The following is a 24,919-nucleotide window of genomic DNA, read 5'->3' as shown; positions in this document are numbered from 1 at the left end:
CGGGTGACGAGCTGTCAGCTCACGACTCGGGCACCGCCCGGCGGCTCACTTCTCGGCGAGCCGCGCGACCAGCGCCTCGTGGACGGTGGCCGGCAGCAGGTGGGAGACGTCTCCGCCCCAGGTCGCGACCTCCTTGACCAGCGAGGACGACAGGAAGCTGTACGTCGGGTTGGTCGGCACGAACAGGGTCTCGACGCCCGAGAGGCCATTGTTCATCTGGGCCATCTGCAGCTCGTAGTCGAAGTCGCTGACGGCCCGCAGGCCCTTGACGATCGCGGGGATGTCCCGCTGCTTGCAGAAGTCGACGAGCAGGCCGTGGAAGGACTCGACCTCCACGTTGCCGAGGTCGGCGGTCACCTCGCGGATCATCTCGATCCGCTCCTCGATGGTGAACAGGCCCTGCTTCGACTGGTTGATCATCACCGCGACGTGTACGACGTCGTACAGCCGGGAGGCGCGGGCGATGATGTCGAGGTGTCCGTTGGTGATGGGGTCAAAGGACCCCGGACAGACGGCGCGGCGCAACTGATGTCCCTCGCTCTCCGGTCCGGTCATGGGGTGTCTCTCGGTGCGTTTTCGCACGTGGAGGCGGCGCGACCGTACCAAAGCGTGCCCTCGCCGTATCGACGGGCCCGCAGTGCTTCGAATCCTTCGGGCCAGCCGAATTCCCCGCCTCTGGTGCTGCGCTCCACGGTGACGAGGCAGTCCTCGGCGAGCCAGCCCCCGCGGCGGAGTGTGAGCAGGATCTCCCGAAGATCGTCGTCGGTGACGGCGTACGGCGGGTCCAGGAAGACCACGTCGTACGGGTCGGCGGGTGCCGGGCCTGTCACGATCTGCTCCGCTTTGCCGGTACGCACCTCGGCGCCCGGGAGCTTCAGCGCGGCCACGTTGTCGCGAACGGTGCGGGCGGCGCGGCCGTCGGCCTCGACGAGCAGGGCGTGCCCTGCGCCCCGGGAGAGCGCCTCCAGGCCGACGGCTCCGGAGCCCGCGTACAGATCGGCGATCCGGATGCCGTCGAGCGTGCCGAGCAGCGCCTCCCAGGTGGAGAAGAGGCCCTCGCGCGCCCGGTCGGAGGTGGGGCGGGTGCCGGTGCCCGGCGGTACGGCGAGGCGGCGTCCACCGGCCCGGCCGGCGATCACGCGGGTCATCTCAGTCCTTGTCGGTGTCCATGGGGGTCATGGGGGGTCCTGCGTCGGATGTGCTCCCCCAGTCTGTCAGCCCTTGTCGAGGTACTGCTCGCGGTCCTTGTCCAGCAGGGCGTCGAGCGCGGTGCGCAGCCCCGGCAGCCCGTCGAGCCCGGGGTCGGTGGCGACGACCGTGACGGCCTCCTCGCGGGCCGCGGCGATGACCTCCTCGTCGTCGATGACGGTGAGCATCCGCAGCGAGGAGCGCACCCCGGACTGGGCCTGGCCCAGCACATCGCCCTCGCGGCGCTGTTCGAGGTCGATGCGGGAGAGCTCGAAGCCGTCGAGGGTGGAGGCGACCGCGTTGAGCCGGGCCCGGGCCGGGCTCGCCTCGGGCATGTCGGTGACGAGCAGGCACAGGCCGGGCGCCGAGCCCCGGCCGACGCGGCCGCGCAGCTGGTGGAGCTGGGAGACGCCGAACCGGTCGGCGTCCATGATCACCATCGCGGTGGCGTTCGGCACGTTCACCCCGACCTCGATGACGGTGGTGGCGACCAGCACGTCGACCTCGCCGGCGCCGAACCGGCGCATCACGTCGTCCTTGTCGTCCGGCTGCATCCGGCCGTGCAGGATCTCGGTGCGCAGCCCCTGGAGCGGGCCCTTGGACAGCTGGTCGGCGATCTCGATCACGGCGAGCGGCGGCCGCTTGTCGGCGGTCTCGGCCTCCTCGGCCTTCTTCCTGCCCTTGGCGGTCCTGGCCTCCTCCTCGTCGTCGCCGATGCGCGGGCACACCACGTACGCCTGGTGTCCCTTGTCGACCTCCTCGCGGACCCGCTCCCAGGCGCGGGCCAGGAAGTGCGGCTTGTCCTGGGCGGGGACCACGTGGCTCGCGATGGGCGAGCGCCCGGCGGGCAGCTGGTCCAGGACGGAGGTCTCCAGGTCGCCGAAGACGGTCATGGCGACGGTGCGCGGAATGGGGGTGGCCGTCATGACGAGCAGGTGCGGGGGCTGCTTCCCCTTGCCGCGCAGGGCGTCGCGCTGCTCGACGCCGAAGCGGTGCTGCTCGTCGACGACGACCAGGCCCAGGTCGTGGAACTGCACCTTGTCCTCGATCAGGGCGTGGGTGCCGATGACGAGGCCCGCCTCGCCGGTGACCAGGTCGAGCAGGGCCTGGCGCCGGGCGGGCATCCCCATGGACCCGGTGAGCAGGACGACCTTGGTGCCGAGGTCGGAGCCGCCCAGCATCCCGCCCTCGGCGAGCTCGCCCATCATCTCGGTGATGGAGCGGTGGTGCTGCTGGGCCAGGACCTCGGTGGGCGCGAGCATCGCGGCCTGACCGCCCGCGTCGACCACGGCGAGCATGGCGCGCAGCGCGACCATCGTCTTGCCCGAGCCGACCTCTCCCTGGAGCAGGCGGTGCATCGGGTGCTCCGTCGCCAGGTCGTCGAAGATCTCCTTGGAGACCTTCTCCTGGCCCTCGGTGAGGGTGAAGGGCAGCTTGGCGTCGAAGGCGTCGAGCAGGCCGCCGGGCGCGGGTCGCCGTGCCACGGCCGGGAGTTGGCCGTCCGCGTGCCGTCGGCGGGCGAGCGCCACCTGGAGGACGAAGGCCTCGTCCCACTTCAGGCGCCGGCGCGCGTCCTCGATGTCGGCCCTGCTGTGCGGCCGGTGGACCTTGAGGAGGGCCTCGGGCAACGGGACGAAGCCGCGTCCCGCGCGCAGCGTCTCGGGGAGCGGGTCGACGGCCTCCTGGGCGCTGGGCAGGACCGCGTCGACCGCCTTGGCGATCTTCCAGGACTCCAGGCCCTTGCAGGCCGGGTAGATCGGGATCAGGGCGCCCGCCCACGAGGCGATGTCCACCCCTCCGTCCGCGCCGTCCCCGTCGGCCGGATCCGCGCCGAGTTTCGCGTAGGTGGGGTGGGCGAGCTGCATGCGCCGGTTGAACATCGACACCTTGCCCGCGAACATGGCGCGGCTGCCGGGCAGCAGTTCCTTGTGCGGCTTGTGGATGCCCCGCCCGAAGAACACCAGCTGGAGGCGGCCGCTGCCGTCCGTGATGGTGATCTCCAGGCGCTGGCCCCGGCCACCGTTGAAGGTGTGCACCCGGGCGTCGGCGACCTGGGCGACGACCGTGACGTCCTCGTCGAGGGGCAGCTCGGCCAGCTTGGTGAGCTGGCCGCGCTCCTCGTACCGCCGCGGGTAGTGGTGCAGGAGGTCGCCGACCGTGTGCAGGTCGAGGTGCTCGGCCATCACCTTCGCGGTGGGTCCGCCGAGCAGCTTCTTCAGTGGTTCTTCGAGCGCAGGCACGCGATCCATTGCACACCACCGGACTGACAGCCCGCCCAGGGCTGTGGACAACCGCTGGTCACACCGGCGACGCGGGGCCTCCCCCGGCGCCGTGCGGGGAGGGTCTACTCGACGCCGATGAGCAGCGGAACCCCTTGGTGGCCGCCCTCGTACACCACCGTGTCGACCGCCAGATGGGCCTTGCTGACGTGCGACGCGAGCTGGGCGGCCAGCTCCTGCGGCGCGTCGGCGGACACGACGAGGGTGACCAGTTCGCCGCCCGCCGCCAGCATCCGGTCGAGGACGGTGCGGGCGGTGTCGGCGAGGTTCTGGCCGATGACCACGACGTCGCCGTCGATGAGGCCGAGGACGTCCCCGGCCTGGCAGACCCCGGCCATCGTCCACGACTGCCGCTCGGCGACGGCCAGTTCGGCGTGCCGGGTGGCGCCGGCGGCCGAGGTCATCGTGACGACGTCCTCGTCGAAGCGCCGCTCGGGGGCGTGCACGGCGAGCGCCGCGATGCCCTGGACGGCGGCCCGGGTCGGGATGAGCGCGACCCGGATGCCCTCGGCCCGCGCCTGTTCGACGGCGGCCGCGGCCGTGTGGCGCAGCTCGGCGTCGTTGGGCAGCAGCACGACCTCGCGGGCGTGCGCGCGCCGGATCGCCTCGACGAGCTCCCCGCTGGCCGGGGCCTCGCCGGGCCGGGCCAGCACGGTCGTCGCGCCCGCCTCGGCGCAGAGCCCGGCCAGACCCTCGCCCGGTACGACGGCGACCACGGCCCGCTGGACCTGCTCCCGGGGCGGCTCGACCACGGCCGGCTGCTCGAAGTGCGTGATCCGGATCCGGTGGGGCCGGCCCGACTCGACGCCGGCCTCCACGGCGGCGCCCGCGTCGTCCACGTGCACATGGACGTTCCAGAGCCCGTCGCCGCCGACGACGACCAGGGAGTCGCCGAGCCCGTCGAGCCGGGCCCGCAGCCGGTCCACGGCCGCGTCGTCGGCCTCCAGGAGGTAGATCACCTCGAAGGCGGGTCCCGCCGCGGCGGGCTCGGCCGGGCAGTCCTCCACGGGCACCGGCACCCGCGCCTCGTGGCGTACGACGGGGGCCTCGCCGGAGAGGGCCTGCACCAGGGCGCCGAGAACGGTCACCAGGCCCCGGCCGCCGGCGTCCACGACGCCCGCGCGGCCGAGGGCGGGGAGCTGGGAGGGCGTGGCGTCCAGGGCGTCGCGGGCCCCGGCGTACGCGGCCTGCGCCACCGCGGCCGGGGCGCCGCTCGCGTTCTCGGCCGCCTTGGCGGCGGCGGTGGCCACGGACAGGACGGTGCCCTCCACGGGGTGGGCGACCGCCAGGTAGGCGGCGGAGGCGGCCCGGCGCAGCGCCGCGGCGAGGTCCCCCCCGTCCTCCGCGACGACCTCGGCCATGCCGCGCAGGAGCTGGGCGAGGATCGTGCCGGAGTTCCCGCGGGCGCCGATCAGCGCGCCGTGCGCCATGGCCCGTACGACGTCGGAGGTGGGCGGGACGCCGTCGTAGACGGGCGGCTCGGGGTAGGCGGCGAACACCGCCTCCACGGCCTGCGCCGCGGACTCCATCGTCAGATACAGGTTGGTGCCGGTGTCCCCGTCCGCGACCGGATACACGTTGATCGCGTCGATCGCCTCGCGGTCGCGGCCCAGCGCGTCGAGCGCCAGCGCACACCAGCCGCGTACCGCGACGGCATCGAGGGTCTGCGGCACCGGGTGTTCCTCCTTGCGGGCGGGAAGCGGATGAGAGCCCGTGGCTGCATCCGGGCGGGGTGCAGACACAGGCTCTGAGCGCAGAGTAGACCCGGGGGCGGCCCGGGGTCCGGGGCGGGGGCGGCCGGGGTCGTGGTAGTTTCGTATCTCAGGAGCAGCCGTTGTATGCTGCTTCGGTTGCCCGACGAGAGTCGGGCCAATTCCCCCGGCAAGCCACTTCAGATCTCTGATTCCGGTGCGCCGGATTTCACTGTAAGTGCATTTAATGCATCTGAAGCTTTTGGAGTGACCCGTGGCTGCCAACTGCGACGTCTGCGGCAAGGGGCCGGGCTTCGGCAACAACATTTCGCACTCGCACCGCCGTACGTCTCGTCGCTGGAACCCGAACATCCAGCGTGTGCGTGCCGTGGTCGGTCGGACGCCGAAGCGGCTCAACGTCTGCACCTCGTGCATCAAGGCCGGCAAGGTCTCGCGCTAATTGCGACGTCTGTCGTAGCGCAGCCCCTGCGGTTGCCTTGAAAAGCCGGTCCACCTCGGTGGACCGGCTTTTTGCCGTACCCGCTACCTGAAGCGCCAGCCGTGGTCGACGGGGCCGATGCCCGCCCCGAGTGCGAATCCCGCGCGGATGGCGCCGGTCACGTACTCCTTGGCCGCCCCGGTCGCCTCCGGGACAGTGAGGCCACGGGCCAGGCCGCAGGCGAGCGCCGAGGCCAGGGTGCAGCCCGTGCCGTGGGTGTGGCGGTTGTCCAGGCGCGGCGAGCGCAGCCAGTGCTCCTCGGTGCCGTCGGTGAGCAGGTCCACGGCGTCGCCGGGATAGTGCCCGCCCTTGATGAGCGCCCACCGGGGCCCGAACTCCAAGATCGCGGCCGCGGCCCGGCGCATCCCGTCCTCGTCCTGGACGTGCACGCCGGTGAGCTGGGCCACTTCGTCGAGATTGGGCGTGGCCACGGTCGCGGCGGGCAGCAGCCTCGTCCGTACGGAATCGAGGGCCTCGGCCGCCAGCAGCGGGTCGCCGTGCTTGGAGACGCCCACCGGGTCCACCACGACGGGGGCGTCGGTGGCGGCGAGCAGTTCGGCGACGGCCTCCACGAGGGGGGCCGAGGACAGCATGCCGGTCTTCACGGCGCCTACGCCGATGTCGCCGACGACGGCCCGGTACTGGGCCCGCACCGCCTCCACCGGAAGCTCCCAGGCGCCCCGCACACCGAGCGAGTTCTGCGCCGTGACGGCCGTGATCACGCTCATGCCGTGCACGCCGAGGGCCAGCATCGTCTTGAGGTCGGCCTGGATGCCGGCGCCGCCGCCGGAGTCGGATCCGGCGACGGTCAGCACACGGGGGATCACGCGGGATCGTCCCCGAAGTGGTCCCAGCCGCCCTTGCTGGTCCAGGGTGCGCCGTCCACGGTGACGGTGGGCAGCGCGGACGGGTTGAGGACCTCGCCGATGACCTTCCAGCGGGCGGGCAGCTTCACGTCCGGCGGGAACGTGGCCACGATCGCGTGGTCCTCGCCGCCGGTGAGCACCCACTGGAGCGGGTCGACGCCCACGGCCTGGCCGATGTCGCTCATCTGCGTCGGGATGTCGATGAGGCCCGAACGCAGGTCGATGCGGACCTTGCTGGCCTCGGCGATGTGGCCGAGGTCGGCGACCAGGCCGTCGCTGACGTCGGTCATCGCGGTGGCGCCGAGACCGGCCGCCGCGGGGCCCGCGTGGTACGGCGGCTCGGGGCGGCGGTGTGCCTCGACGAAGGCGCGCGGCGAGCGGAATCCGCGCGAGAGCACCGCGAAGCCCGCCGCCGACCAGCCGAGCCAGCCGGTCACCGCGACGACGTCGCCGGGCTGAGCGCCGGCCCGGGTCACCGGCTCGTGGTTGCGCAGGTCGCCGAGTGCGGTGATGGCGACGGTGATGGTGTCCCCCCGCACGATGTCGCCGCCGACCACGGCCGCGCCCGCGACCTGGCACTCGTCGCGGATGCCGTCCATCAGCTCGGTGGGCCAGGTGACCGGCAGCTCGGCCGGGACGACGAGGCCGAGCAGGACCGCGGTCGGCACCGCGCCCATGGCGGCGATGTCGGCCAGGTTCTGCGCGGCCGCCTTGCGGCCCACGTCGTACGCCGTCGACCAGTCGCGCCGGAAGTGGCGCCCCTCCAGGAGGATGTCCGTGCTGGCGACCACCCTGCGGTCGGGTGCGGTCACGACCGCGGCGTCGTCGCCCGGCCCCAGCCGGACCGCGGGGGTGGAGGTGAGCCGGGAGGTCAGCTCCCTGATGAGCCCGAACTCCCCCAACTCGCCCACAGTGCCTTTCACCGTGTCCCACCTCTCATCTTCGTACCCCTTCTGCCCCGTGCGCCTGCGGTCGCGAGCGGTCACGGGCGTGGGTACCGTCAACACATACGTCAACTTCATGGCCGCTCTCGCCGCACGGCGTGAGCGGCCGCTCGCGCGGGTCTCCCCGTCGCGCGTGGCGACGCGGTACCGTGGCGTCTCTTTCTCTCCCCCACATGATCCTCGTGGCCGCCCTGGAGGTTCCGTGGTACAGGCGTACATCCTCATTCAGACCGAGGTGGGCAAGGCGTCGACAGTCGCCGAGGCCATCGGAAAGCTCGCTGGGGTGATCCAGGCCGAAGACGTGACCGGACCGTACGACGTGATCGTGCGCGCCCAGGCCGAGACGGTCGACGAACTCGGTCGCATGGTGGTCGCCAAGGTCCAGCAGGTGGACGGCATCACCAGAACGCTGACCTGCCCGGTCGTCCATCTGTAGCCCCCGCTTACCCTGGGCCGGTGACTCTCTCTCGCCGCCGGCCGCTTCTCGTCCTGCCCGCGGTCGCCCTCCTGGCGGCCGCGGGCTGTTCTTCGTCCGACGCCCCCGCGAAGGTGGCGGTTCCCTCACCACCGGCGAAGGAGGCGGCCGCCTGCGCCGCCCTCGACAAACTCCTGCCCGGCACCGTGGCCGGGCAGAAGCGGCACGACCCCACCCCGGATTCGCCGCTGACGGCCCGGTGGGGGGACGGGGACGCGGAGATCGTACTGCGCTGCGGGATCCCCCGCCCCGAAGAGGTGGCGGATCCGAAGTATCCGGGGGTCGAGGTGGAGGGGGTCTCCTGGACCGTGCAACCCCGCTCCCAGGGGCCGCGCTTCATCACGCAGTACCGGGAGCCCTATGTCGAGCTGCTGACGGGGACGCGGTACGAGCACGACGCCTCCGTGCTCCAGCCGTTCGGCGCCCCCGTCGCACAGGCGGTCCCCAAGACGCTGGACGTGCCCTAGCGCAGCCCCGTGGACCGTCGCAGCGCCGCCTGGATGAGCTTGTCGACCAGGTCCGCGTACTCGACGCCGCTCTCCTGCCACATCCGCGGGTACATCGAGATCGGCGTGAAGCCGGGCATCGTGTTGATCTCGTTGATGACGAACTCGCCGTTGTCCTGGAGGAAGAAGTCCGCGCGGACCAGGCCCTCGCAGGAGGCCGCCTCGAAGGCCTCCACCGCGAGCCGCCGCACCTCGGCGGTGGCCTCGTCGCCGATCGGTGCGGGCACGATCCCGGCCGCCGAGTCGATGTACTTGGCCTCGAAGTCGTAGAACTCGTGGGCGGTCACCGGCGGGATCTCCGCGGGCACGCTCGCCCGCGGGCCGTCCTCGAACTCCAGGACCCCGCACTCGATCTCGCGGCCGCGCAGCAGCGACTCGACGAGGAACTTAGGGTCGTGGCGGCGGGCCTCGGCGATGGCCTCGTCCAGGCCCTCGAAGGATTCCACCTTGGTGATGCCGAACGAGGAACCGGCCCGGGACGGCTTGATGAACAGCGGCCAGCCGTGCTCACCGGCGAAGTCCGCGATGCGCTGGCGGGCGGCCTTCTCGTCCTGCTCCCACTCGCGCGGGCGGACCACCAGGTAGGGCCCGACGGGCAGCCCGAAGGAGGTGAAGACGCGCTTCATGTACTCCTTGTCCTGGCCGACGGCGGAGGCGAGCACGCCCGAGCCGACGTACGGGATTCCGGAGAGTTCCAGCAGGCCCTGGAGGGTGCCGTCCTCGCCGTAGGGGCCGTGCAGCATCGGGAAGACGACGTCGACCTCGCCGAGCACCTTGGGCACCGAGCCCGGCTCGCTGTAGACCACTTCGCGGCTGGCCGGGTCCACCGGCAGGACCACACCGCCCTCGGGGGACTCGGCGAGCTCCTCGACGCTCGGGGTGCGCCGGTCGCTGATCGCCATCCGCTCCGGTTCGTCGGCGGTGAGCGCCCAGCGGCCGTCCGTCGTGATGCCGATGGGCAGCACGTCGTACTTCGTACGGTCGATGGCGCGCAGCACCGCACCGGCGGTCACGACCGAGATGCCGTGTTCCGAACTGCGGCCGCCGAACACTACGGCCACCCGCGGCTTGCGGAGCTGCTTCTCAGGGCTCTGGGGGAGGTTCTCGCTGCTCATATCGCGTTGAGGGTACCCGTTCCGAGCGCCGCATCCATGGCCGCGGGGGCCCGGCGCGGTCAGCGCCGCTCGGCCTTGGCGCTGCGCGACATCAGCTCCTTGAGGGCGACGACCGGCGGCTTTCCCTCGTGGACGATGCCGACGACGGTCTCCGTGATGGGCATGTCCACCCCGTGCCGACGCGCCAGATCCAGTACGGATTCGCAGGACTTGACGCCCTCGGCGGTCTGCTTGGTGACCGCGATGGTCTCCTGCAGGGTCATGCCCCTGCCGAGGTTGGTGCCGAAGGTGTGGTTGCGCGAGAGCGGCGACGAGCAGGTGGCGACGAGGTCGCCGAGGCCCGCGAGGCCGGAGAACGTCAGCGGGTCGGCGCCCATCGCGAGGCCGAGCCGGGTCGTCTCGGCGAGGCCGCGGGTGATCAGCGAGCCCTTGGCGTTGTCGCCAAGACCCATGCCGTCGGCGATGCCGACGGCGAGCCCGATGACGTTCTTGACGGCGCCGCCCAGTTCGCAGCCGACGACGTCGGTGTTGGTGTACGGGCGGAAGTAAGGGGTGTGGCAGGCGGCCTGGAGGCGCTGGGCGACGGCCTCGTCGCGGCAGGCCACGACGGCGGCGGCCGGCATCCGCTTGGCGATCTCCTTGGCCAGGTTGGGCCCGGTGACCACGGCGACGCGGTCCTCGGCGACCTTGGCGACCTCGGCGATGACCTCGCTCATCCGCTTGGCGGTGCCGAGTTCGACGCCCTTCATCAGGGAGACCAGCACGGTGTCGGGTGCCAACAGGGGCGCCCAGGCGGCGAGGTTGTCGCGCAGCGTCTGGGAGGGGACGGCGAGGACGGTGAAGTCCGCGCCGGCCGCGGCCTCGGCGGGGTCGGTGGTGGCCCGCACGGACGCGGGGAGTTCGATGCCGGGCAGGTAGTCCGGGTTGGTGCGCGTGGAGTTGACCGCTTCGGCGAGCTCGGGGCGGCGGGCCCAGAGGGTCACCGCACAGCCCGCGTCGGCGAGGACCATGGCGAACGCCGTGCCCCACGAACCGGTCCCGAACACCGCTGCCTTGGTGGTGCCCTGTGTCACTTGGTGCCCTCCCCGGCGGCCTTGCGGCGCTGCTGTGCGCGGACTTGGCGCAGATCGTACGGCTTCTCCGGTGCCTTCTCGCCCCGCAGCTCCTCCAGGAGCGAGGTGATCGCGGCCATGATGACCTCGGTCACCTCCTTCAGCACCTCGGGGGTGGGCTCCTTGTCGTAGAACCGGTCGAGGTCCACGGCCGGACCGGCCTTCACCTGAAGGGTCTTGCGCGGGAAGAAGCGGACCTTCTTCTCCTTGGCGTACGGCGGCATCGCCAGGTTGGCGCCCCACTGGGCCACGGGGATGACGGGCGCCCGGGTCAGGAGCGCGGCCCGCGCGACGCCGGTCTTCGCGGTCATCGGCCACTGTTTGGGGTCGCGGGTGAGGGTGCCCTCGGGGTAGAAGGCGACGCATTCACCCCGCTCCACGGCGTCGACGGCGGCCCGGAAGGCGCCGACGGCGTTGGTGGACTCGCGGTAGACGGGAATCTGGCCGGTGCCGCGCAGCAGGATCCCGACGCCGGGGGCCTTGAAAAGCGCGGCCTTGGCCAGGAATCGGGGCACCCGGCCCGTGTTGTATTGGAAATGCCCGTAGGAGAACATGTCCAGATACGAGTTGTGATTGATGGCGGTGATGAATCCACCGTCGGCCGGAATGTTCTCCATTCCGCGCCAGTCCCGCTTGAACAGAACGACCAGCGGCGGTTTTGCGATGACCGCCGCCAGGCGGTACCAGAAGCCGATTCTGCGGCGGGACACTCGGACACCTTCCTCTGCGGACCCCGGCCAGGCCTCTGCGACCCGGGGGAACTGACCCTGCGTGGCTGCTGGGGGAAAGTGTCGCCCCCGGCCCCTGGTCTGTCGAGAACACCGTACGCCCCGGTCCGCGCGCCAGCCGTCCGGGCGGGTGACAATGAAGCCCGCCGCCGCCCGGCCGACTCGGGGCGGCGCCCGGACGGAGGGGACGCCACGAACACCGCCACAGCTGCCCGCTGGTCCCTCGTCATCCCCCTGAAGCCCTTGGCGCTGGGCAAGAGCAGGCTGACGGCCGCCGTCGGCGAGGCGCTGCGGCCGCGGCTGGCCCTGGCGTTCGCGCTGGACACGGTGGCGGCCGCGCTCGCCTGTCCCGCGGTGCGCGGTGTGGCGGTCGTCACGGACGATCCGCTGGCCGGTGCGGAGCTGGCCGCGCTCGGGGCGCGCATCGTGCCCGACTCCCCCGGCGCGGGTCTCAACGCGGCGCTGGCACACGGGGCGTACCGGGTGCGTTCGCGGCGCCCGGAGCTCGCGGTGGCCGCCCTCAACGCGGATCTGCCCGCGCTGCGCCCCGCGGAACTGGGCCGGGTGCTCGCCGCGGCCGGCGCATTTCCGCGTGCATTTCTCTCGGATGCGGCGGGAATCGGCACGACTTTCCTTTCGGCGGCTCCCGGCGCCGATTTGAACCCGGTTTTCGGCGGTCCTTCACGGGCCGCCCACGGTGCGTCGGGGGCGGCCGAAATCCTGCTCGACGGGGTGGACTCGGTGCGCCGGGACGTCGACACGGGCGCCGATCTGCGGGCCGCGCTCTCCCTGGGCGTGGGCCCCGCCACCGCCGCGCTGCGGGGCGCCCTCGATCCCGTGCCGGGGCACTAGGCTGGCGGTATGCAGGCGACCGCGTACACATACGACTTTGAGACCCGCAGCGGCAGCGTGCTGCTCGACGACGGCACCCCGGTGCAGTTCGGGGCGCCGGCCTTCGACGCGGGCGGTCTGCGGCTGCTGCGGCCGGGCCAGCGGGTGCGCGTCGAGACCGAGGGGTCGGGCGCCGATCTGCGCATCACGCTGGTGACGCTGCAGACGTTCTGAGCCCGCCCCGGGCGCGCTCACCTGGCCGGAAACGGCCGCGGGCCGGGTCTCCCCGAGGGGAGCCCGGCCCGGCGCTTGAGCCTTGCCGCTGCTGACTACTTCTTGCGAGCGGTCGCCTTCTTGGCGGTGGTCTTGCGCGCCGTGGTCTTCTTCGCGGGCGCCTTCTTCGCGACGGCCTTCTTGGCCGGCGCGGTCTTCTTCGCGGTGGCCTTCTTGGCGGTCGCGGTCTTCTTCGCCGGCGCGGCCTTCTTGGCGGTGGCCGTCGTCTTCTTGGCGGTCGCCTTCTTCGCGGTGGTCTTCTTGGCCGCCGTGGTCTTCGCCGCGGTGGTCTTCTTCACCGCCGCGGTCTTCTTGGCGGTGGCCTTCTTGGCGGTCGTGGCCTTCTTGGCCGCGGCCTTCTTGACGGTCGTGCGGGTGGAAGTACCGCCCGAGAGGCTGCCCTTGGGGGCCTTCTTGACGGCCACGTCGTTCTTCGGGAGCTTCTTCGAGCCCGCGACGAGGTCCTTGAAGCCCTGACCCGCGCGGAAGCGCGGAACCGAGGTCTTCTTGACCCGGACGCGCTCACCCGTCTGCGGGTTGCGGGCGTACCGGGCCGGGCGGTCGACCTTCTCGAACGAGCCGAAACCGGTGACCGAGACGCGGTCGCCGGCGACGACCGCACGGACGATCGCGTCCAGCACCGCGTCCACCGCGTCCGCGGCCTGCTGACGGCCGCCGACCTTGTCGGCAATCGCTTCTACGAGCTGCGCCTTGTTCACGTCTTCCCCTTCGGAGACATTGCCTGAGCGAAAGCGTCCAGGCCTTTTCGCACGTTAGGCAGATATATACCGCAAATCAAACACGAAACGGGCTAATCACCCTAGTGCCGCAACGAAGTCGGCTCGCACCGAGTTCCTTACGGCTCAGTCGCCTTCGGGGAATCGGCCCTCGTCGAGGTCCTTCATCAACCGGTCCAGACGCCTTGCCGCATCGGCGACATCGTGTTTGGCAGCCGCTGTTATGACCAGCAGCTTCCGGGACAGCGCCATCCGTACGCCCTCCGGGACTTGCAGTTCGCGCACCCTTGTGTGCGCTTCTTTCAGTTGGTCCGCCACCAGCCCGTAGAGCTCGAGTTGGCTGTCGCGTTCCATGCGTCGATTGTGCCATCTGAGGCGAGTTGTCACCTCCGGCGGGGGCAACTGAGCGAATCAGGCGTCTCCTGGACGTCCGTACGATGCCCCGATCGCGCAAGCGAGTATCCGGCCATCTGCCCTGTCTACAAGGCTAGTTGACGTCACCCCCGGAGCCCAAAACGCGACGCGCCCCCTGCCCGGAAATCAATCCGGAAATCAGGGGGCGCGATGCAGCCGAAGGGGGGTCAATACGCGGTTCAGGCCTGGATCGTGCTCGGCTTGAAGGCGGGTCGGCGGGCCTCGTAGGCGGCGATCTCGGGCTCGTTCTGGAGCGTGATCGAGATGTCGTCCAGACCGTTCAGGAGCCGCCAGCGGGCGTTCTCGTCGAGTTCGAAGTCGGCCGTGACGCCTTCCGCGCGAACTTGGCGATCCTGCAGGTCAACGGTGATTTCGGCCTGCGGATCGCGCTCGGTCAGCTCCCACAGCGCGTCCACGACCTTCTGGTCGAGAACGACGGTGAGCAGCCCGTTCTTCAGCGAGTTGCCGCGGAAGATGTCGGCGAAGCGGGACGAGATCACGGCCTTGAAGCCGTAGTTCTGCAGGGCCCACACCGCGTGCTCGCGGGAGGAGCCGGTGCCGAAGTCCGGTCCGGCCACCAGCACCGTGGCGCCCTCGCGCTCGGGCCTGTTCAGGACGAACTCGGAGTCCTTGCGCCAGGCCTCGAAGAGCCCGTCCTCGAAGCCGTCCCGGGTGACCTTCTTCAGCCAGTGGGCCGGGATGATCTGGTCGGTGTCGACGTTGGAACGGCGCAGCGGTACGGCCCGGCCGGTGTGCGCGGTGAAAGCTTCCATGGTTCTCAGGCCTCCACGGGGGTGCGGACGTCGGACAGGTCGGCGGGGGCGGCCAGATGGCCGAGAACCGCCGTCGCGGCGGCGACCTGGGGCGAAACCAGGTGGGTGCGGCCGCCCTTGCCCTGCCTGCCCTCGAAGTTGCGGTTGGAGGTGGACGCGGAGCGCTCACCGGGGGCCAGCTGGTCGGGGTTCATGCCCAGGCACATCGAGCAGCCCGCGTGCCGCCATTCGGCGCCGGCGGCGGTGAACACCTTGTCCAGGCCCTCGTCGATGGCCTGCAGAGCGACCCGGACCGAGCCCGGGACGACCAGCATCCGTACGCCGTCGGCGACTTTGCGGCCCTCGATGACGGCCGCCGCGTTGCGCAGGTCCTCGATCCGGCCGTTGGTGCACGAACCTACGAAGACGGTGTCGACGTTGATGTCGCGCAGCGGCTGTCCGGCGGTCAACCCCATGTATTCCAGGGCCTTTTCGGCGGCCAGGCGCTCCGAAGCGTCTTCGTACGAAGCCGGGTCGGGGACGGACGCCGAAAGCGGCGCACCCTGGCCGGGGTTGGTGCCCCAGGTGACGAACGGCGAGAGCTCGTCGGCCTTGATGACGACCTCGGCGTCGAAGACCGCGTCCTCGTCCGTCCTCAGGGTCTTCCAGTACGCGACCGCCGCGTCCCAGTCCTCGCCCTGGGGGGCGTGGGCGCGGCCCTCCAGGTAGTCGAAGGTGGTCCGGTCGGGGGCGATCATGCCCGCGCGGGCACCGGCCTCGATCGACATGTTGCAGATGGTCATGCGGGCTTCCATCGAGAGCTTCTCGATGGCGGAGCCGCGGTATTCCAGGACGTAGCCCTGGCCGCCGCCGGTGCCGATCCGCGCGATGATGGCGAGGATCAGGTCCTTGGCGGTGACGCCCTCGGGCAGTTCGCCGTCGACGGTGATGGCCATCGTCTTGAACGGGGCCAGCGGCAGCGTCTGGGTGGCCAGGACGTGCTCGACCTGGCTGGTGCCGATGCCGAAGGCCAGCGCGCCGAAGGCGCCGTGGGTGGAGGTGTGCGAGTCGCCGCAGACCACGGTGGTGCCGGGCTGGGTCAGGCCCAGCTGCGGTCCCACTACGTGGACAACACCCTGCTCGACGTCGCCCAGCGGGTGCAGGCGCACCCCGAACTCGGCGCAGTTCTTGCGCAGCGTCTCCAGCTGGACCCGGGAGACCGGGTCCGCGATCGGCTTGTCGATGTCGATGGTGGGGGTGTTGTGGTCCTCGGTGGCGATGGTGAGGTCGAGGCGCCGCACCTGGCGACCGTTCTTGCGCAGTCCGTCGAAGGCCTGCGGGCTGGTCACCTCGTGCAACAGGTGCAGATCGATGAAGAGGAGGTCGGGCTCGCCCTCGGCTCGCCTGACGACATGGTCGTCCCAGACCTTCTCCGCGAGTGTCCTACCCATCGCCTTCCCTCCGGCCGGCGTCGTCGCCGGCACTACTAGAGATCGATTGCCCGTACCCGTACCGCACGCCCCGGGCGAGGGCCGCGCCCCGTTGTACGGATCGCCAGTACAGCTTGACGACTTCCGGAGAAAATTGAACTTGCGTTTCACAGAGTGAGACGTGAATATCGTTGCATGGACAACTCTAGCGGCGTAGGCGTTCTGGACAAGGCTGCCCTTGTCTTGAGCGCTCTGGAGTCCGGTCCGGCCACCCTCGCAGGTCTGGTCGCGGCCACTGGGCTCGCACGACCCACGGCACACCGCCTCGCCGTGGCACTGGAACACCACCGGATGGTGGCGCGCGACATGCAGGGCCGTTTCATTCTCGGCCCGCGTCTCGCCGAGCTCGCGGCGGCGGCCGGCGAGGACCGCCTGCTGGCCACGGCCGGCCCGGTCCTGACGCATCTGCGGGACGTCACCGGCGAGAGCGCCCAGCTCTACCGCCGGCAGGGCGACATGCGGATCTGCGTGGCGGCCGCCGAGCGCCTCTCCGGCCTGCGCGACACCGTCCCGGTCGGCTCCACGCTGACCATGAAGGCCGGCTCGTCCGCCCAGATCCTGATGGCCTGGGAGGAGCCCGAGCGCCTGCACCGCGGCCTTCAGGGCGCCCGCTTCACGGCGACGGCCCTTTCCGGGGTGCGCCGCAGGGGCTGGGCCCAGTCGATCGGCGAGCGCGAGCCGGGTGTGGCCTCGGTCTCGGCGCCGGTGCGCGGGCCGTCGAACCGGGTGGTGGCCGCCGTCTCGGTCTCCGGCCCGATCGAGCGCCTGACCCGGCACCCGGGCCGGATGCACGCCCAGGCGGTCATCGACGCAGCCGCCCGGCTGTCCGAGGCCCTGCGCCGCAACGGCTGACCTGTCCCCTGCTGCCACTTTCCCGGCCCACCGCTTCAACGCCGCAGCGGTGGGCCGCAGGTGTGTCCGGGCCGGTTCAACGGGCCGCGCGAGCTGGGAGGTTGGCAGCGGCGCCGCCGAAGTCACTTGTCCCGCAGTGGAGTTGGGCCCTCCACCGGTCCCAGGCGCGAAGACGGCAGAGTGCGGTTCCGGGCAAACGAAGAGGCCCTCCGCAAGATGCGAAGGGCCTTTTCTCTGTGCGTACCCCCGACCGGATTCGAACCGGCGCTACCGCCTTGAGAGGGCGGCGTGCTAGGCCGCTACACAACGGGGGCCTGCCTGCGTGTTCGGACCTTCCAAGAAGATCCAGGATCTTGACATGATCCGCTGGGCTACCAGGACTCGAACCTAGAATGACGGTACCAGAAACCGTAGTGTTGCCAATTACACCATAGCCCATGGTGGTTTAGACCAGTACCCCCGACCGGATTCGAACCGGCGCTACCGCCTTGAGAGGGCGGCGTGCTAGGCCGCTACACAACGGGGGCCCTAGCGATCCTGCATCGGGTTCACCGGGTGCGACCCTGGTGATCCCGCGGGAAGGATCTGTACCCCCGACCGGATTCGAACCGGCGCTACCGCCTTGAGAGGGCGGCGTGCTAGGCCGCTACACAACGGGGGCCTTGCAGATAAAGCTCTGCGAGCTGGGCTACCAGGACTCGAACCTAGACTAACGGAACCAGAAACCGTCGTGCTGCCAATTACACCATAGCCCACCAAAACGCAACTCCCGTGAGGAGTTTTGCTTGGCTTGCGCTTTCGGTTCCGGGCTTTTCTTCCCGTTCCCCTCGGCGCAGGAAGAACATTACCCGAAGGTGTCCGGCGCTCCAAAACGGGTATCGAGCCGCAGGAGGTCGGGGAGCTGGTCGAGTCCCGTGATGCGGACGAGCTCGGGTCGCCCGCCGGTTCCCGACCGGTCGAGCCAGACTCCCTTGAGCCCCGCCTCCACCGCCCCGCGCGCGTCGATGTCCGGCTGGTCGCCCACGTAGGCGACCTCCTCGGGCGGCAGTCCGAGCGCCTCGCAGCCGGCGTGGAAGGCGGCCGCTTCCGGCTTGGCGATGCCGAGTTCGGCGGCGCACAGCAGCGCCTCGAAGCGGTCCCGCACGCCCAGGATCTTGAGCTTCCGCTCCTGGTTGGGGAGGGAGGAGTTGGAGAGGATGGCGTGCCGGTAGTCGTCGGCCAGCAGGTCGAGGACGGGCAGGGCGTCCGGGAAGAGGCTCCAGGCCGCTTCGTAGTGGGCGATGTGCCGGTCGAACCAGGCGTCGGCGGTCTCGTCGCTCACCTGCTCGCCGACGAACGCCCGCACCCGGTCCCGCCGCTGACCGTGCCAGTCGATCTCACCTGCCGCGAACCGCGCCCAGTGGAAGGCGGTGACCTCGTCCCAGCGGTCCAGGGCGCGCTCCACACAGTCGTACGCCCCGGGCAGTCCCTCCAGCCCGAGGTGCGTACGCATACCGGAGCGGGAGGCCGTGGAGTAGTCGAAGATCGTGTCGTCGATGTCCCACAGGACCGCGCGGATGGGCATGCTTCGAGCTTAGGTCTTGCGTCCGGATCGCGGACGGCGTTCCGGCATATGCGGTCCGGGCCGCCGGGTCAGGACACCAGGGCCTCGACGGGGACCACGAAGAAGTCGGTGACGAAGCAGGTGATCGCGCCCGCCTCGTCGCGCCCTATCCACGTGGGGTACGCGCCGTCGCCCCAGCCCGAGGTGAAGGCGATCAGGTTGTGGCCGGTGGCGGGGTCGGTCACGGTGTGCGGCCCCGGAGTGGGCGGGACCGTGTCGAAGGCGTCCCACAGCGGGCCCTCGTCGCCCTCGCAGTCGGGGAAGGAGCCGTCGGACCCGGCGTCGTAGAAGCAGCCCGTGCCCGCGTCGACCCCGTACCCGAAGAACTCCTCGTCATCGAGCTCGGCGAGGTCCTGGCCGGGCTGGAGCGCCAGCTCCCACGAGACGGTGGGGGCGTCCTTGATGACGAGCCGCGCGGCGGCCACCCGCAGATGCGGGGTGTCCGGCTCCGGCTCCCCCGGCCGCACGAGCGTGGCCACCGCCGCGTCCACCCGGTACCGCCCCGGCTCGACCTGCGCGGTGAACGGCTCGGCCTCACCGGCCCCGAGCGAGACGAACGGGTCACAGGCGATGACCCGCCCGGTGTGCAGCCACAACCGCCCCCCGGGCACAACGCTCAGCGTGCCGGTGCTGCCCGACTCCTCGGTGAACGTGTTGCCCGGGGTGAAGTGCCAGGAGAAGTCGGGGGCGGACATGGGCATGAGGATCTCCCGGTGAGGCGTGGCGGCACGGACCGCAGCGGTTGTCTGCACTGCCCAAAACATAACTCGGGGCACTGACAACGGGATCGGGGGCGGGGCGATGCCTCGCCGCTTCTGCCCGTGGGGCAACTTCCTTACCCATGGGGCGTGTTGTCAGGGACTTCCGCCTCGCGTCAAAGCCGGCGTACGTCTCCGCGCCGGTCCGGGGCGTACCGGAGTCGGTCCTCACGGGGGGGCAGAGACGCCCGAGGGGCGGCAGCCGGGTTGGCTGCCGCCCCTCGGGCGTGTGTACCGATGCGACTACGCCGCCAGCTTCGCCAGTGCCGCGTCGATGCGGGTCAGCGTCTTCTCCTTGCCCAGGATCTCCAGGGACTCGAAGAGGGGGAGGCCGACCGTGCGGCCGGTCACGGCCACGCGGACCGGGGCCTGGGCCTTGCCCAGCTTCAGGCCGTGCTCCTCGCCCGCCGCCAGGACCGCGTTCTTGAGGGACTCGGGGGACGTCCAGTCCGCCGCGTCCAGCTTCTCGCGGGCCGTGCGCAGCAGCGCGTCCGAGCCCCCCTTCATCGCCTTCGTCCAGGACGCCTCGTCCTCGACCGGCTGGTCCAGGAAGAGGAAGTCGACGTTGGCGGTGATGTCGGAGAGGACCGTCACGCGGGTCTGGGCGTGCGGGGCGATCGCCTGCCAGGCCTTCTCGTCGAAGTTCTCGGGGGCCCAGTTCGCGTGCGGGGCGCGCAGCCACGGCTCGCACGCCGCCGCGAACGCCTTCTCGTCCAGCATGCGGATGTGGTCCGCGTTGATGGACTCGGCCTTCTTCAGGTCGAAGCGGGCCGGGTTGGCGTTGACGTCCGCGATGTCGAACTTCGCGACCATGTCCTGGATCGAGAAGACGTCCTGGTCCGCGGAGAACGACCAGCCGAGCAGCGAGAGGTAGTTCAGGAGGCCCTCGGGCAGGAAGCCGCGCTCGCGGTACACGTTCAGGGACGCCTGCGGATCGCGCTTGGAGAGCTTCTTGTTGCCCTCGCCCATGACGTACGGCAGGTGGCCGAAGGTGGGGATCTCCTTGGCGATGCCCAGCTCGATCAGCGCCTTGTAGAGCGCGATCTGGCGCGGGGTCGAGGAGAGCAGGTCCTCGCCGCGCAGGACGTGGGTGATCTCCATCAGGGCGTCGTCGACCGGGTTGACCAGCGTGTAGAGCGGGGCGCCGTTGGCGCGGACGATGCCGTAGTCGGTGACGTTCTCGGCCTGGACGGTGATCTCGCCGCGGACCAGGTCCGTGAAGGTGGTCGCCTCGTCGGGCATCCGGAAGCGGACGACGTGGCTGCGGCCCTCGGCCTCGTACGCCTGCCGCTGCTCGGCGCTCAGGTCGCGGCAGTGGCCGTCGTAGCCGGACGGCTTGCCGGCGGCGCGGGCCGCCTCGCGGCGGGCGTCGAGCTCCTCGGTGGTGCAGTAGCAGTTGTAGGCGTGGCCACCGGCGAGCAGCTTGTCCGCGACGTCCCGGTAGATGTCCATGCGCTGCGACTGGCGGTACGGCTCGTGCGGGCCGCCCACCTCCGGGCCCTCGTCCCAGTCGAAGCCCAGCCAGCGCAGGGAGTCCAGGAGCTGGTGGTACGACTCCTCGGAGTCGCGGGCCGCGTCGGTGTCCTCGATGCGGAAGACGAACGTACCGCCGTGGTGCCGGGCGAAGGCCCAGTTGAACAGGGCGGTGCGGACCAGGCCCACGTGGGGGTTGCCGGTCGGGGAGGGACAGAAACGTACGCGGATCGCGTTAGCCACGCTTGATCACCTTGTTGGTGAGAGTGCCGATGCCTTCGATGGTGACGGCGACTTCGTCGCCGACGTTGAGGGGGCCGACCCCGGCCGGAGTGCCGGTGAGGATGACGTCGCCCGGGAGCAGCGTCATGGCCTCGGTGATGTGGACGACCAGGTCCTCGATGGAACGGATCATGTCGGCGGTGCGCCCGAGCTGGCGCTGCTCGCCGTTGACCGTCGCCTGGATGGTGAGGTCCGCCGGGTCCAGGTCCGTCTCCACCCACGGGCCCAGCGGGCACGAGGTGTCGAAGCCCTTGGCGCGGGCCCACTGCTTCTCGCGCTGCTGCACGTCGCGGGCGGTGACGTCGTTGGCGCAGGTGTAGCCGAAGACGACGTCCTTGACGCGCTCGCGCGGGACCTCGCGGCACATGCGGCCGATGACGACCGCGAGCTCGGCCTCGTGGTGCAGCTCGTTGGAGAAGGAGGGGTACTCGATGGCGTCGCCGGGGCCGATCACCGAGGTGGTCGGCTTGAAGAAGGCGACGGGCACCTCGGGCACCTCGTTGCCCAGCTCCTTCGCGTGCTCCGCGTAGTTGCGGCCGATGGCCACGACCTTGTTGGGGAGCACGGGCGGCAGGAGGCGGACCTTGCTCAGCGGGACCTTGGTCCCGCTGAGTTCGAAGTCGCCGTACGGGATGCCCTTGATGATGTCGAGTACGAGACCGTCGGGGCCTTCGCCCTCGACGGCTCCGAAGGCGACATTGCCGTCGATGGAGAACCTGGCGATGCGCACGAGTGCTGTCGCCCCTCACTTCGCTTGAGCTGGTACTGGCTGGAGTCTGACGCTCCAGGCTAACGCGGGCGAGGACACCGGACGTGCGATTACTCCGCGGCGCGAGGGGCCGGGGACGGTGCGGAGCGGCGGGCTCAGCCGGCGGTGGCGGCGCTCTGGGCGGGGGCCTTCATCAGGATGGTGCGGCGGGGGTTGGCCGTCTGCGCGGGAAGGTCGACGGTGTGCTCCGGCTGCGCCGCCCGCTGCAGCTCCTCGGCGTCCGCGAGGTGCGCCAGGGTGGTGCGGCGCGGGTTGGCTATGTTGCGGATGATCATCGTCGTCTTCATCTCTGCTACGAACCCTGTCGGTACGGGCGCCGCGGCGGCGCCGGTTGTCGGATTGGCCATCCCTGTAAAGCGCCAGGCTAAACATTCGAATTCCCGGCAAAGGGTCGTAGAGACGACGATCAACATGTGAGTTTGCTCACGAATCAAGCCACAAAAGGGATATAAGGGTCCGTCAACTAGGCGGCCAGGAACGGACATTCCGGCATTGAACCCTCTATTCCGCTCCTGATCATCGCGACTGGGACACCCCCCACCCGTAAGCGACTCGTACGCATTGGTCCGCTTTCTCCGTGATCACTTTCTACGTCTTGTGACGCACCCTGCACAATGTGTCACTCAGGTCACGGCCCGGTACGCGGGCCTTGTTGGAGATCCGGCACTGTGCTGGAATTCCACGCACCGCCGCGGGTCACTGACCGGCGCGCAGGGGCGCAACGCAGCGCCGGGTGAGCGGCGGGAGGGGGAGCAGGACAAGCGCCGGTCACTCAGACCACACAGGGGGCGCGCAGTGCCCCCCATGACGCCGACACCGTCCCATCCGCCTGTGCGGAGGGACGCCTGGTCCAGAGGTTGCGACGCTAGTGCAGGGACGTTTCAAGAGGGATGGCAGCGCTGCGGCGGAGCAGGAGCCGCAGGGCGGGACTGGCCCCAAGACGGCCAGTTCCTCGCCCCAGCACGCCCAGAACCCCCGGGGCCCCGAGAACCCCTCCGCCGCACCGGCCGGCGAGGCGGGCGGACAGACGGCGCGTACCAGCGGGCCCTCGGGTCCTTCCGCCGGTGACCCGAGCGGCGCCGACCGCAAGCCGACGGGCCCCGTCGACACGGGCTCCCGAATAGCCCTGCGCAACTGGCGCATCTCGACCCGCCTGGTCGCCCTGCTCGCCCTCCCCGTGGTCGCCGCGACCACCCTGGGCGGCCTGCGCATCAACCAGTCGATGAACGACATGCAGCAGCTCGACCACATGCAGCTGCTGACCGACATGACCAAGCAGGCGACCGAGCTCGCCGCCGCGCTCCAGACCGAGCGCGACGACTCGGCGGGCCCGCTCTCCACCGGCACCTCCGACGCCCGCGTGCAGACCGACCGCGGCGCCACCGACCTGGTCAAGAAGTCGTTCATCAACGCGACCCAGGACGTCAGCGGCACGGAGAACGACGACGCCCTGGAGTCGATCCGGCGCAACGTCACCAACATCGCGATCCAGCTCCAGGACCTGGAGAGCATCCGCAAGACCGCCTACCAGGGGAACGGCTCCACCGACTCGCAGACCGTCGAGTCCTACAGCCGCCTCATCCGCGGTCTGCTGAGCCTCTCGCAGGACATGGCGCAGGCCACCTCCAACCCGGAGATGATCAAGCGGACCCGTGCCCTGGCGGCCTTCTCCTCGGCCAAGGAGTACGCCTCGGTCCAGCGCGCGATCATCGCCGCGGCGCTGCCGCCCACGAAGGACAAGCCGGGCAACCTCCTGGAGCCCGACCGTCTCTACGCCAAGGCCGCCCAGGACGGCGAGCGCCAGGCCCTCGCCTCGTTCCAGAACGTGTACGAGGCCAACGGCGGCAACTCCACCGAGCTGATGGCCCCGCTCGACAAGGGCAACTCGGAGATCACCGCCGCCAACGCGTACTCGCAGCGCGTGCTCAAGAACCCGGGCGGCATCGAGCAGGAGCAGAAGCGCTCCTACCTCGACTGGTACGACCAGGACTCCAACAAGATCAACCAGATGAAGACCATCGAGCAGACCCTGCTCGGCGAGATGGAGCAGAAGGCGCGCGAGCTGCGCGACTCCTCGCAGCGCGACGCGATCCTCAACGGTGCGCTGATCCTCGTCGTCCTCGGTGTCTCGCTCGTCGGCGCCTTCGTCGTGGCCCGCTCCATGATCCGCTCGCTGCGGCGGCTCCAGGACACCGCGACCCGGGTCGCCCAGGACCGTCTGCCCGAGCTCGTCAAGCAGCTCTCGGAGTCGGACCCGCAGGACGTCGACACCTCCGTGGAGTCGGTCGGCGTGCACTCCCGGGACGAGATCGGCCAGGTGGCCGCGGCCTTCGACGACGTGCACCGCGAGGCCGTCCGCCTCGCCGCCGAGCAGGCCCTCCTGCGAGGAAACGTCAACGCGATGTTCACCAACCTCTCGCGCCGCTCCCAGGGCCTGATCCAGCGTCAGCTCTCGCTCATCTCCGAGCTGGAGTCCCGCGAGGCCGACCCGGACCAGCTGTCCTCGCTGTTCAAGCTCGACCACCTCGCGACCCGTATGCGCCGTAACGGCGAGAACCTCCTCGTCCTCGCGGGCGAGGAGCCCGGCCGCCGCTGGACCCGCCCGGTCCCGCTGGTCGACGTGCTGCGCGCCGCCGCCTCCGAGGTGGAGCAGTACGAGCGCATCGAACTGGCCGCCGTGCCCGCGACCGAGGTCGCCGGCCGCGTGGTCAACGACCTCGTGCACCTCCTCGCGGAGCTCCTGGAGAACGCCACCTCGTTCTCCTCGCCGCAGACCAAGGTCCGCGTCACCGGTCACGCGCTGCCCGACGGCCGCGTCCTGGTCGAGATCCACGACACCGGCATCGGCCTCTCCCCCGAGGACCTCGCCGCGATCAACGAGCGGCTGGCGTCGCCGCCCACCGTGGACGTCTCGGTCTCGCGCCGCATGGGTCTGTTCGTGGTCGGCCGCCTGTCCCTGCGACACGGCATCCGCATCCAGCTGCGCCCCTCCGACTCCGGTGGTACGACCGCGCTCGTCATGCTGCCCGTCGACGTCGCCCAGGGCGGCAAGAAGATGCCCGGCAAGCCAGGCGCCGGACAGCAGCCGCAGGCTCCGGCCGGCCAGGGCGGCCGTCCCGGCCTCGCGGGCGGCCCGCCCTCGCGTGCCGGTCTGGCCGCGGGCCCGCTCAGCGGTGGCCCGGGTGCTCCCGGCGGCCGGGTCGAGCGGGGCCGCCGTGCGGATGCCCTGGATGATGGCGCGGGCCTCCGGCTCGTGGCCGTACTCCCACAGGTTCGCCGCCT

Annotated in this window: 25 protein-coding genes and 5 tRNA genes; 7 read left to right on the top strand and 23 right to left on the bottom strand. The window is 70.8% G+C overall.

The window, feature by feature from the left end:
* Window positions 1–45 precede the first annotated feature (45 nt).
* The 4 genes from coaD to DT019_RS31605 all read right to left on the bottom strand — a co-directional run bounded on the left by coaD (window position 46) and on the right by DT019_RS31605 (window position 5,140).
* Entirely contained in the window at window positions 46–525 is a 480-nt protein-coding gene (coaD, locus tag DT019_RS31620) for a pantetheine-phosphate adenylyltransferase (protein WP_189390095.1), read from the bottom strand.
* 26 nt (window positions 526–551) lie between these two features.
* Window positions 552–1,148, bottom strand: coding sequence for a 16S rRNA (guanine(966)-N(2))-methyltransferase RsmD (gene rsmD, locus DT019_RS31615; RefSeq protein WP_114040402.1), 597 nt, complete (start codon window positions 1,146–1,148; stop codon window positions 552–554).
* A gap of 66 nt (window positions 1,149–1,214) precedes the next feature.
* On the bottom strand, window positions 1,215–3,437 hold the full coding sequence (gene recG / locus DT019_RS31610) for an ATP-dependent DNA helicase RecG (protein WP_114040401.1): 2,223 nt from the start codon (window positions 3,435–3,437) through the stop codon (window positions 1,215–1,217).
* 95 nt (window positions 3,438–3,532) lie between these two features.
* On the bottom strand, window positions 3,533–5,140 hold the full coding sequence (locus DT019_RS31605) for a DAK2 domain-containing protein (RefSeq protein ID WP_114040400.1): 1,608 nt from the start codon (window positions 5,138–5,140) through the stop codon (window positions 3,533–3,535).
* Window positions 5,141–5,432: 292 nt separating this feature from the next.
* Here DT019_RS31605 and rpmB point away from each other — a divergent pair, with 292 nt between their 5' ends.
* Window positions 5,433–5,618, top strand: a complete 186-nt coding sequence (gene rpmB, locus DT019_RS31600; protein WP_003957616.1) for a 50S ribosomal protein L28 — start codon at window positions 5,433–5,435, stop codon at window positions 5,616–5,618.
* Between the two features lie 83 nt (window positions 5,619–5,701).
* Here the strand turns inward: rpmB and thiD are convergent, their stop codons facing one another.
* Both thiD and DT019_RS31590 read right to left on the bottom strand, forming a co-directional pair.
* On the bottom strand, window positions 5,702–6,484 hold the full coding sequence (gene thiD / locus DT019_RS31595; protein ID WP_114040399.1) for a bifunctional hydroxymethylpyrimidine kinase/phosphomethylpyrimidine kinase: 783 nt from the start codon (window positions 6,482–6,484) through the stop codon (window positions 5,702–5,704).
* Entirely contained in the window at window positions 6,481–7,446 is a 966-nt protein-coding gene (locus DT019_RS31590; RefSeq protein ID WP_114040398.1) for a thiamine-phosphate kinase, read from the bottom strand. Before DT019_RS31590 ends, thiD begins: the two co-directional genes overlap by 4 nt.
* A gap of 223 nt (window positions 7,447–7,669) precedes the next feature.
* Here DT019_RS31590 and DT019_RS31585 point away from each other — a divergent pair, with 223 nt between their 5' ends.
* Together DT019_RS31585 and DT019_RS31580 are read left to right on the top strand one after the other, a co-directional pair.
* Complete coding sequence (locus DT019_RS31585) at window positions 7,670–7,903, top strand: Lrp/AsnC family transcriptional regulator (protein WP_053727902.1); 234 nt, start codon at window positions 7,670–7,672, stop codon at window positions 7,901–7,903.
* A 20-nt stretch (window positions 7,904–7,923) separates the two neighbouring features.
* The gene (locus DT019_RS31580; protein ID WP_114040397.1) at window positions 7,924–8,409 is read left to right on the top strand and encodes a DUF3515 family protein; all 486 of its coding nucleotides are present in this window, start codon (window positions 7,924–7,926) and stop codon (window positions 8,407–8,409) included.
* Here DT019_RS31580 and DT019_RS31575 read toward each other — a convergent pair.
* The 3 genes from DT019_RS31575 to DT019_RS31565 are packed head-to-tail and all read right to left on the bottom strand — an operon-like array spanning window position 8,406 to window position 11,385.
* The gene (locus DT019_RS31575) at window positions 8,406–9,563 is read right to left on the bottom strand and encodes a D-alanine--D-alanine ligase family protein (protein ID WP_114040396.1); all 1,158 of its coding nucleotides are present in this window, start codon (window positions 9,561–9,563) and stop codon (window positions 8,406–8,408) included. The two genes, DT019_RS31580 and DT019_RS31575, sit on opposite strands and share 4 nt — an antisense overlap.
* A gap of 59 nt (window positions 9,564–9,622) precedes the next feature.
* The gene (locus DT019_RS31570; protein WP_114040395.1) at window positions 9,623–10,636 is read right to left on the bottom strand and encodes an NAD(P)H-dependent glycerol-3-phosphate dehydrogenase; all 1,014 of its coding nucleotides are present in this window, start codon (window positions 10,634–10,636) and stop codon (window positions 9,623–9,625) included.
* On the bottom strand, window positions 10,633–11,385 hold the full coding sequence (locus tag DT019_RS31565; RefSeq protein ID WP_114040394.1) for a lysophospholipid acyltransferase family protein: 753 nt from the start codon (window positions 11,383–11,385) through the stop codon (window positions 10,633–10,635). Before DT019_RS31565 ends, DT019_RS31570 begins: the two co-directional genes overlap by 4 nt.
* 246 nt (window positions 11,386–11,631) lie before the next feature.
* Between DT019_RS31565 and cofC the strand changes: the two genes are divergently transcribed.
* Together cofC and DT019_RS31555 are read left to right on the top strand one after the other, a co-directional pair.
* Window positions 11,632–12,255, top strand: a complete 624-nt coding sequence (gene cofC, locus DT019_RS31560) for a 2-phospho-L-lactate guanylyltransferase (RefSeq protein WP_223279859.1) — start codon at window positions 11,632–11,634, stop codon at window positions 12,253–12,255.
* A 9-nt stretch (window positions 12,256–12,264) separates the two neighbouring features.
* Entirely contained in the window at window positions 12,265–12,468 is a 204-nt protein-coding gene (locus DT019_RS31555) for a hypothetical protein (protein ID WP_114040393.1), read from the top strand.
* A gap of 95 nt (window positions 12,469–12,563) precedes the next feature.
* On the opposite strand, the gene DT019_RS31550 is transcribed toward DT019_RS31555, so the two are convergent.
* The 4 genes from DT019_RS31550 to leuC form a co-directional block, all read right to left on the bottom strand.
* Window positions 12,564–13,226 carry an HU family DNA-binding protein gene (locus DT019_RS31550; protein ID WP_114040392.1) on the bottom strand — a complete coding sequence of 221 codons (663 nt, stop codon included), beginning with the start codon at window positions 13,224–13,226 and terminating at the stop codon, window positions 12,564–12,566.
* Between the two features lie 144 nt (window positions 13,227–13,370).
* Window positions 13,371–13,598, bottom strand: coding sequence for a hypothetical protein (locus DT019_RS31545; RefSeq protein ID WP_114040391.1), 228 nt, complete (start codon window positions 13,596–13,598; stop codon window positions 13,371–13,373).
* Window positions 13,599–13,837: 239 nt separating this feature from the next.
* Window positions 13,838–14,431: a 3-isopropylmalate dehydratase small subunit gene (leuD, locus tag DT019_RS31540; RefSeq protein WP_114040390.1), complete on the bottom strand. Its 594-nt coding sequence runs from the start codon at window positions 14,429–14,431 to the stop codon at window positions 13,838–13,840.
* Window positions 14,432–14,436: 5 nt separating this feature from the next.
* Window positions 14,437–15,861 carry a 3-isopropylmalate dehydratase large subunit gene (leuC, locus tag DT019_RS31535; protein WP_114040389.1) on the bottom strand — a complete coding sequence of 475 codons (1,425 nt, stop codon included), beginning with the start codon at window positions 15,859–15,861 and terminating at the stop codon, window positions 14,437–14,439.
* A gap of 174 nt (window positions 15,862–16,035) precedes the next feature.
* Here leuC and ndgR point away from each other — a divergent pair, with 174 nt between their 5' ends.
* Window positions 16,036–16,752: an IclR family transcriptional regulator NdgR gene (gene ndgR / locus DT019_RS31530; protein WP_005311436.1), complete on the top strand. Its 717-nt coding sequence runs from the start codon at window positions 16,036–16,038 to the stop codon at window positions 16,750–16,752.
* A gap of 241 nt (window positions 16,753–16,993) precedes the next feature.
* On the opposite strand, the gene DT019_RS31525 is transcribed toward ndgR, so the two are convergent.
* From DT019_RS31525 to DT019_RS31480, 10 genes are all read right to left on the bottom strand, one after another.
* Window positions 16,994–17,066: transfer RNA gene (locus DT019_RS31525), tRNA-Glu, on the bottom strand.
* 52 nt (window positions 17,067–17,118) lie between these two features.
* Window positions 17,119–17,190: transfer RNA gene (locus DT019_RS31520), tRNA-Gln, on the bottom strand.
* Between the two features lie 16 nt (window positions 17,191–17,206).
* Window positions 17,207–17,279: transfer RNA gene (locus tag DT019_RS31515), tRNA-Glu, on the bottom strand.
* Window positions 17,280–17,340: 61 nt separating this feature from the next.
* Window positions 17,341–17,413: transfer RNA gene (locus tag DT019_RS31510), tRNA-Glu, on the bottom strand.
* A gap of 22 nt (window positions 17,414–17,435) precedes the next feature.
* Window positions 17,436–17,507, bottom strand: a tRNA-Gln gene (locus DT019_RS31505).
* 89 nt (window positions 17,508–17,596) lie between these two features.
* On the bottom strand, window positions 17,597–18,316 hold the full coding sequence (locus DT019_RS31500) for an HAD family hydrolase (protein ID WP_114040388.1): 720 nt from the start codon (window positions 18,314–18,316) through the stop codon (window positions 17,597–17,599).
* Between the two features lie 68 nt (window positions 18,317–18,384).
* Entirely contained in the window at window positions 18,385–19,056 is a 672-nt protein-coding gene (locus DT019_RS31495; protein WP_114040387.1) for a DUF4241 domain-containing protein, read from the bottom strand.
* 300 nt (window positions 19,057–19,356) lie between these two features.
* Complete coding sequence (gene gltX / locus DT019_RS31490) at window positions 19,357–20,829, bottom strand: glutamate--tRNA ligase (RefSeq protein ID WP_114040386.1); 1,473 nt, start codon at window positions 20,827–20,829, stop codon at window positions 19,357–19,359.
* Window positions 20,822–21,598, bottom strand: a complete 777-nt coding sequence (locus DT019_RS31485) for a fumarylacetoacetate hydrolase family protein (protein WP_114040385.1) — start codon at window positions 21,596–21,598, stop codon at window positions 20,822–20,824. Before DT019_RS31485 ends, gltX begins: the two co-directional genes overlap by 8 nt.
* A gap of 134 nt (window positions 21,599–21,732) precedes the next feature.
* Entirely contained in the window at window positions 21,733–21,924 is a 192-nt protein-coding gene (locus DT019_RS31480) for a hypothetical protein (RefSeq protein ID WP_114040384.1), read from the bottom strand.
* Between the two features lie 581 nt (window positions 21,925–22,505).
* Here DT019_RS31480 and DT019_RS31475 point away from each other — a divergent pair.
* A partial coding sequence (locus DT019_RS31475) for a nitrate- and nitrite sensing domain-containing protein (protein WP_114040383.1) occupies window positions 22,506–24,919 on the top strand: 2,414 nt, incomplete at its 3' end.

The sequence above is a fragment of the Streptomyces sp. SDr-06 genome (assembly GCF_003324565.1).
Taxonomy (GTDB): Bacteria; Actinomycetota; Actinomycetes; order Streptomycetales; family Streptomycetaceae; genus Streptomyces.
This window is presented reverse-complemented; position numbering and strand designations above follow the sequence as displayed.

Excerpts from the sequence above, each read along its gene's own strand:
- rsmD (WP_114040402.1), bottom strand. The coding sequence starts at position 1,148 with ATGACCCGCGTGATCGCCGGCCGGGCCGGTGGACGCCGCCTCGCCGTA.
- recG (WP_114040401.1), bottom strand. The coding sequence starts at position 3,437 with ATGGATCGCGTGCCTGCGCTCGAAGAACCACTGAAGAAGCTGCTCGGC.
- DT019_RS31575 (WP_114040396.1), bottom strand. The coding sequence starts at position 9,563 with ATGAGCAGCGAGAACCTCCCCCAGAGCCCTGAGAAGCAGCTCCGCAAG.
- DT019_RS31555 (WP_114040393.1), top strand. The coding sequence starts at position 12,265 with ATGCAGGCGACCGCGTACACATACGACTTTGAGACCCGCAGCGGCAGC.
- DT019_RS31545 (WP_114040391.1), bottom strand. The coding sequence starts at position 13,598 with ATGGAACGCGACAGCCAACTCGAGCTCTACGGGCTGGTGGCGGACCAA.
- leuD (WP_114040390.1), bottom strand. The coding sequence starts at position 14,431 with ATGGAAGCTTTCACCGCGCACACCGGCCGGGCCGTACCGCTGCGCCGT.
- leuC (WP_114040389.1), bottom strand. The coding sequence starts at position 15,861 with ATGGGTAGGACACTCGCGGAGAAGGTCTGGGACGACCATGTCGTCAGG.
- ndgR (WP_005311436.1), top strand. The coding sequence starts at position 16,036 with ATGGACAACTCTAGCGGCGTAGGCGTTCTGGACAAGGCTGCCCTTGTC.
- DT019_RS31500 (WP_114040388.1), bottom strand. The coding sequence starts at position 18,316 with ATGCCCATCCGCGCGGTCCTGTGGGACATCGACGACACGATCTTCGAC.
- DT019_RS31495 (WP_114040387.1), bottom strand. The coding sequence starts at position 19,056 with ATGCCCATGTCCGCCCCCGACTTCTCCTGGCACTTCACCCCGGGCAAC.
- DT019_RS31480 (WP_114040384.1), bottom strand. The coding sequence starts at position 21,924 with ATGAAGACGACGATGATCATCCGCAACATAGCCAACCCGCGCCGCACC.